The following is a 6,956-nucleotide window of genomic DNA, read 5'->3' on the forward strand; positions in this document are numbered from 1 at the left end:
AAGAGCGCATCGACAAAAACGATTCTCAAATAGAAAACAAGGAAAATTAGCTCCCTCAATCAGAGCTAATCGTCAACTTGAACTTCGAGTCGTTTCTGAACTAACCAAAATCTATCCAATTACTGACATTTACTTTGAGTACATCAAAGCCTATATTGATCTAACTTCTGGTAGAAAAGGAGCTAAGTCTGGAAAAGGTTTCTCGTCGGTTATGGTCGGACAGAAATGGGCTATTGAGCAACTGTCTCGATTGGCAACAGTCCATACTCGCTTTGGTTGGCAAACCTCTAATCTCAGAAAACATTTGCGACTAGAAAAGTCTAAAAATAAAGCAGAACAATCACCCGAAAGTCATGCTAACGATGGAATTGCTCTTGCCTGTTTTCAATTTTTAGATTATTTGCCATTCCATACTTCTAATGGACATGGATATGATTGGAAGGGTTATGTTAAAGTAACAAACGCTCCCTTTGTTGTCATCAAACGTCCTCCTGTTAGTCGTCGTCAACTTCACCTGATGGTTTTTTCTAAGGGTGGTAAACGACGTAAATATGGTGGCTCTACCACAAGACATGGGTTCCGTAAAGGAGATTTAGTTTCTTCTCCCAAAGGGATTGGTTATGTTAGTGGAGATACCGAAAAACAGCTATCTGTAAGCGATGCCAATGGTCAACGATTGGGACAGATGGCTGTTAGCAAGATTCAGTTAATTAGTCGTTCTAACGGTTTAATTGTTTCTCACTAACTTGTATAAAGCCGTCCTCCGTTATCGCTAAAGGGCGGGGTTTCAGACCCAATTTTTCGATGAACTCCAGGCCAGATTCACAGGAAAATATTGAGCCACCTCAGTATAGTGAAAAAACTAACCGTATTCAGGCAATCAGTCAACTGATTAAGGCGATCACCCCGTTAATTTGGGCTATAGTTGTTCTAGTGGTTATCGTGCCTCTTTTAGGGAAAATTTGGCTAGGAACTGCCAGCAATGAACCGTTAAAAACTAAGGTTGCTACCGAAACTAACCTAGAGATTCCCATCACTATACCCCAAAAATCTAACAGTAAAATCGATCGAGAAATTAGCCAAGCTTTACAGACAGCGAGAGCCAATTCTCAAAGCTTTGCCCTAGTAGAAATTGAGGGATGGGTGGAGGAGTTGATGACACGAGTAGATCAGGGTTTTTTGCCTTGGTATTTTAACTATTTCAATCAAAAACAATTTGAGGGTAAGGCCTTTCTAAGCGGATTATACTCCTCGATCGCTCACTGGGTCAATACAGATAATCCACCCCCGGAACAGGTGGTGGCAGAAAATTTGACCAAAACTATTCAAACCGAGTTTACTAAACGGGTAATTCGTCCCCAAGAGGCCCAATTACGTCTAGAGAGAATTACTAGGGATGCTGTTAATTTATATGTCAATAATTTAAGCAATGAGTTAGAGAATATTCAGGCCAGTTATCAAATTCCCCAAGGCAAATGGGATCGTTATCTTAGCGATATAGCCATAACAATTCAAGATACCGAGGGCAATATTTCTAACACATCAATTAAACTTTTAGTCGGTGGTGCCACTGCTTTGGGAGTTAAATCTCTCATCCCAGTGGTGAAAGTGGGCAGCACAGTTTATTTGTCCCTAGCGGGAAAAACGGGGGCGAAAATTGCCACTAAAACCGGTGGAGCAGTAGCGAGTAGTTTTGGCGCAGAATTAATCGATCCAATCGTGGGAATTGGTTTGATAGTTTGGGATTTATGGGACTATCAGCACACGGTAAACATTGAAAAACCGATTCTGCGGGATGCCATTTTTAATTATTTACAAGAAGTCAAATACGATCTAGTCAATAATCATCAAGGTAGCGTCCTTTCATCCATTTATCAAATTGAAACCAGTGTCAATAAATCCCTAGGCAGAACCTAAATAAAATCATCTAAGTAGGTAGGCGTTAAAAATTATCATATATCCCCCTTATCAAGGGGGGATTAAGGGGGGATCGACACCCCCCTTATCAAGGGGGGATTAAGGGGGGATCGAACCTAAAATCCATTTTTAATTTAATTATAACCAGCTACTTAATTCTAACTGCGCCACCGTAAAATTTGTGCTTTAATGGGGTTGACAAAATCCCGTTTTTCTGCTTGAGATTTTTCGTATTCCTGCTTGAGGCGATAATACCATTTGGCCTGGGTATCGGCATCATCAATTAACATCAAAGCTGGATGATAACTAAGTCCTTCCTGTTGTTTAATCACCACATCGCGATCCTGTTTGAGGAATTGTAGAGTTAAATAACGCAAAAGAGGGGTTAAAAATGCCAACCAAGGAATCGTATAGTATAAACTTTGATGGACTTCGCAGTGATTTTCATCGATGGGAGTAATTGCCGTAAAAGCACAGGCCAAATGGCGATCGCCTCGTAGTATTTCTGTACGCACCGAGGGCAATTCAAAAACGATTTCAATCGATACCTTATTACCCAAAATTTTATAGGGTTTCGCACTTACAGGCATATCATAGGGAGCAAGACGAAAACCGAGGGGAACAGGTTCGTATTGTTTTTCCTTGACCCGAAATTTGCGCGGACCGCTGCGCCACCACCAAGAAGTATGAACGTAGGGACCGTGGGCCGGATCCATCAATCCCACCACTGCATGGTCAATATTGCAGTCAAAAGTGATAGTTTCGGCTACTTTGGGGGTAAGTTTGCCAAAATCGGCAATAGTCGGCACAGGGGGCAGATTTTCTCGATTAATTTCTCTTTTTGAGTCTGCCGGAATAAACACCCAGATATGACCTTGTATTTCACGACAGGGATAACTGGTGACACAAATTCTGCTAATATCAAGGCGATCGTGTTCCGTTAATGAGGGGATCTCAGAACAAACGCCATCGCTAGTGTTAAATTTCCAGCCATGATAGCAACAGTACACCCCATCCCCTTCAATCCAGCCATGGTGCAGCGGAATGCCACGATGGGGGCAAATATCCCGCAATGCGAACACTTCTCCATCCTCTCTCCTGCCGACAACAATCGGTTCACCTAGCATTTTTTTGGCCATTAGCTGACCGGGTTTCAGTTTATTTGCTGGTGTGGCCACATACCAAAAGTCGCGCAGTAAGCTAGTCATAGGGTTTGTCTGGAGAGCTTCGATCGTTCATCCTATCATCAGAAATGAAGATTATGACCAAGACTAGGGCAGATAATTTATGGACGTAACTGGATTCGAACCAGTGACCCCATCGATGTCAACGATGTACTCTAACCAACTGAGCTATACGTCCGCACGGATCGCTATTATAACACGATTGCTTCTAATTAGGCAAGCCTCTAGGCAGTAAATTGATAGCCAATTAACTTATAAATTAACTTGGCAGTGGTAAATTCCGAGACCACCGAATCACTAATCGGGGCCAATTCCATCACATCGCAGCCAATCACCTGATGAGTTTGGAAAAGACGACGGAGAAAGCCTAAGGTTTGATGCCAACTTAACCCCCCCGGTTCCGGGGTTCCTACCCCCGGAATTAAAGCGGGATCGATGCCATCCACGTCTATGGTTAAAAATACCTTCTCGGTGGTAATTTTGGCGATCGCTTTTTCGATCCAATTCGGATCACCGGCGATATCTCGATCCCAAATCACAGGAATCTGCTGCTTAGCGATTAATTCCGCTTCTTCCCGACAAATAGCCCGAATTCCCACGGGTAAGGTCGGTAAACCCATTTCTAACACCCGACGCATCACGCAGGCGTGGTTATGGTGCGATCCTTCGTACTCAAAACGCATATCGCCATGGGCATCAATTTGAACCACAGTAAAAGGGTCCGATAAAGCCTGTCGATAAGCTTGTACTACTCCCGTAGTGATAGCGTGTTCACCCCCGACGGCGACGACAAATTTATCATCGGCAATTAAACGAGAAACTGTAGCTGTGGTGACGGCTAACATCTCCTCGGCGGACAATTGCGGTTGTTGACGGGTATCTGCGATCGCATCATGGGTATAGATGCCCACTTCTAAACAGGTTTCCCTCTTAAGTTCCTCGTCATAAGCTTCCAATTGTTGGGAAGCAGTAATCACCGCCGCCGGTCCAGTTTCACAACCCTTGCGATAGGTGGTGGTGGCCTCGTAGGGAATCGGCAGGATTACGGCCTTAGCTTTGGCGTAAGTGGCGATCGCTTCACTCCCTAAAAATTGTTCGCTACCGGTGGCGCAAGACAATAACATGGGCAAGTCACAGAAAATTTTAGTCCAATCTTCTATTATAAATATTTTGACTATTTTTGTCTATCTCAACTGACTCCAAACGTATCTACTACAATAGCCACAACCCCTTATCTATCAATAGATACATCCCTTAACTTTTTTTGCTGTACCCATGTTTATTCAAGAATGTTTGTCAGAGTATCCTAATTTTGAACAATTTGTCTGGGATTTGGAAACCCGAGGAGTTTCTGATATTGATATTCCCGTTCTGATATTTGTTGCCAGATGAAAAAGAAAGCCAGATGTTGAGAATCAAAATGGGTGATAGCGAGAATCAATTATTAAAAAATGTTCAGAAATCAATGTAAGGAAGAAAAAACAAGGTACAATTACTTAAATTTTTTCAAACTTGATCAGAATGGTTAATACCCCTCCTCCCACTCCTTGTTTGCCCCAAAATGAACCAGATGCGAATCGGCGGGCTGATTCCCTCAATCTTCAACGCCAAGCCTATAGATACGACTATCAGTATCTCCCACCCTTAGTCCTCATGGAATCCGTGCCTGCAGCGGAAAACTTTTCCCTTCAGTACATTACTGAACGGTTGGCGGCAACTGCGGAACTACCGGCCAATATGCTGGCTGTCAAAGTCAAATCTTTTTTAGATCCCCTCGATGAGCTACAAGATTATGAGGACTTCTTTGCCATTATCCCCTTACCCAAAATCGCCAAAGTCTATCAAACCAATGATGCCTTTGCCGAACAACGTCTATCGGGAGCTAATCCCCTAGTATTACGTTTACTGAAGCCGGGGGATGCTCGCGCCCAAGTTCTCAATCAAATCCCTAGTTCTAAGACAGATTTCGAGCCATTGTTTCAGGTCAATCAAGAATTAGCAGCGGGAAACATTTATATTGCCGATTATACGGGTACGGACATTAATTATCTCGGTCCCTCTTTGATTCAAGGGGGAACCCATGCCAAAGGGCGAAAATATTTACCGAAACCCAGGGCCTTCTTTTGGTGGCGGAAAAGTGGCATCAGAGATCGGGGCAAATTAGTTCCGATCGCTATCCAATTTGGGGAAAATGCGGAAAAGCTTTATACTCCTTTTGAGAAAAACCCCCTTGCTTGGCTATTTGCTAAAATTTGTGTTCAGGTGGCCGATAGCAATCACCACGAGATGAATTCCCATCTCTGTCGAACTCATTTTGTCATGGAACCGATCGCGATCGGCACGGCCCGGCAACTGGCAGAAAATCATCCCCTCAGTCTTCTGCTTAAGCCACACCTAAGATTTATGTTAACGAACAACCATCTGGGACAAGAGAGACTGATCAACCCTGGTGGACCGGTGGATGAATTATTGGCTGGCACCTTGGGCGAGTCGATGGCACTGGTTAAGGATGCCTACGCAAACTGGAATCTTCGAGACTTTGCCTTTCCTAAAGAAATAAGTAACCGGGGTATGGACGATACGGAACGACTACCCCACTACCCTTACCGGGATGATGGGATGCTGGTTTGGCAGTCTATTAATCAGTTTGTTTCTGATTATCTCCATTATTTTTACCCAAACCCCCAAGACATCACTAACGATCAAGAATTGCAAGCATGGGCCGGAGAATTATCTAATTCTGCGGCAGATCAAGGGGGCAATGTGAAGGGAATGCCGGCCAATTTTACGGATGTAGAGGACTTAATTGAAGTCGTTACCACAATTATTTTTATCTGCGGGCCACTGCATTCAGCTGTTAACTATGGTCAGTATGATTACATGACTTTTGCCGCTAATATGCCCTTGGCCGCTTACTGTGATCTTCCAGAAGCGATTAAGGATACTACAGGATCAATAATTGGAGATGCCAGAGGATCAATTACCGAAAAAGACATTCTTCAGCTATTGCCTCCTTATAAAAAGGCTGCCGATCAGTTACAAAGTCTGTTCACTTTATCCGACTATCGATACGATCAATTGGGCTATTACGATAAAGCTTTTCGAGAACTCTATGGCCGGAAGTTTGAGGAGGTTTTTGCCGAGGGTGATCAGGCAACAATTACGGGCTTCCTTCGACAATTTCAGCAAAATCTCAATATGAACGAACAAGAGATTGATGCCAATAATCAAAAACGGATCGTACCCTATACCTATCTAAAACCTTCTCTAATACTCAATAGCATCAGCATTTAAGTCTAAGATAATATCTCTAAGCTTGGCTTTCAACTTTTGCTATTTTACCCTGAAAAAAATCCCCCGGTCTTAGGGGGGATTTTTATTAGCGATCGCCGATCTTGTAGGGTGCGTTCCCTAATGCAACTTCTACCGCTCCACAGATCGATTTTTGGGGAACGCACCATGCACATTGATTGAAGTTGTAAGTCTAGGCGTTGCAGAATCAAGGTATGATACTAAATCCGTTGAGTACAGGCTAGTTATGAGGAGAGGCAAAAGGCAAGAGGTAAAAGGCAAAGGGGAATAAATAATCAGTTTTTAATAACCAGATTTAGTATGAATGCCAACTGTGCATCGTATCCAAAAGTTAGTTTGGGTCTAGCGGCAAGATGTAGGCAGAGTAGTCAAGTGAAGTGTCCCATGCCTGAGCCTCACCTTGTATTGTAAAGTTTTGTAAAAAATATATGCAAATGACTGCAAACAACTGCTAATATGGTTAGTACAAGTTTACGTTGCAGTTCATATAAAACTATCAGATTATGCTAAGAAAAAAGGGATCAGTTATGACACTGCTTGGAG

The 6,956-nt window shown here is 43.1% G+C and carries 5 protein-coding genes and 1 tRNA gene; 3 read left to right on the top strand and 3 right to left on the bottom strand.

Annotated elements, in window-relative coordinates; translation table 11 throughout:
- A partial coding sequence (locus tag O9323_RS18015) for an RRXRR domain-containing protein (RefSeq protein WP_288125518.1) occupies positions 1 to 745 on the top strand: 745 nt, incomplete at its 5' end.
- Between the two features lie 59 nt (positions 746 to 804).
- Positions 805 to 1,917 carry a hypothetical protein gene (locus tag O9323_RS18020; protein ID WP_002750349.1) on the top strand — a complete coding sequence of 371 codons (1,113 nt, stop codon included), beginning with the start codon at positions 805 to 807 and terminating at the stop codon, positions 1,915 to 1,917.
- Positions 1,918 to 2,075: 158 nt separating this feature from the next.
- On the opposite strand, the gene O9323_RS18025 is transcribed toward O9323_RS18020, so the two are convergent.
- The 3 genes from O9323_RS18025 to speB form a co-directional block, all read right to left on the bottom strand.
- Positions 2,076 to 3,125 (bottom strand): Rieske 2Fe-2S domain-containing protein, encoded by a 1,050-nt coding sequence (locus tag O9323_RS18025; RefSeq protein ID WP_149106658.1) that lies wholly within the window; start codon positions 3,123 to 3,125, stop codon positions 2,076 to 2,078.
- An 80-nt stretch (positions 3,126 to 3,205) separates the two neighbouring features.
- A tRNA-Val gene (locus tag O9323_RS18030) sits at positions 3,206 to 3,279 on the bottom strand.
- 46 nt (positions 3,280 to 3,325) lie between these two features.
- A complete protein-coding gene (gene speB / locus O9323_RS18035) occupies positions 3,326 to 4,225 on the bottom strand; it encodes an agmatinase (protein WP_130756935.1) in 900 nt (299 codons plus the stop codon).
- Between the two features lie 397 nt (positions 4,226 to 4,622).
- Here speB and O9323_RS18040 point away from each other — a divergent pair, with 397 nt between their 5' ends.
- Entirely contained in the window at positions 4,623 to 6,395 is a 1,773-nt protein-coding gene (locus O9323_RS18040; protein WP_288125519.1) for a lipoxygenase family protein, read from the top strand.
- Positions 6,396 to 6,956 lie beyond the last annotated feature (561 nt).

Origin of the sequence: Microcystis sp. LE19-131.1A (assembly GCF_027532015.1) — a bacterium.
Classification (GTDB): domain Bacteria; phylum Cyanobacteriota; class Cyanobacteriia; order Cyanobacteriales; family Microcystaceae; genus Microcystis; species Microcystis ichthyoblabe_A.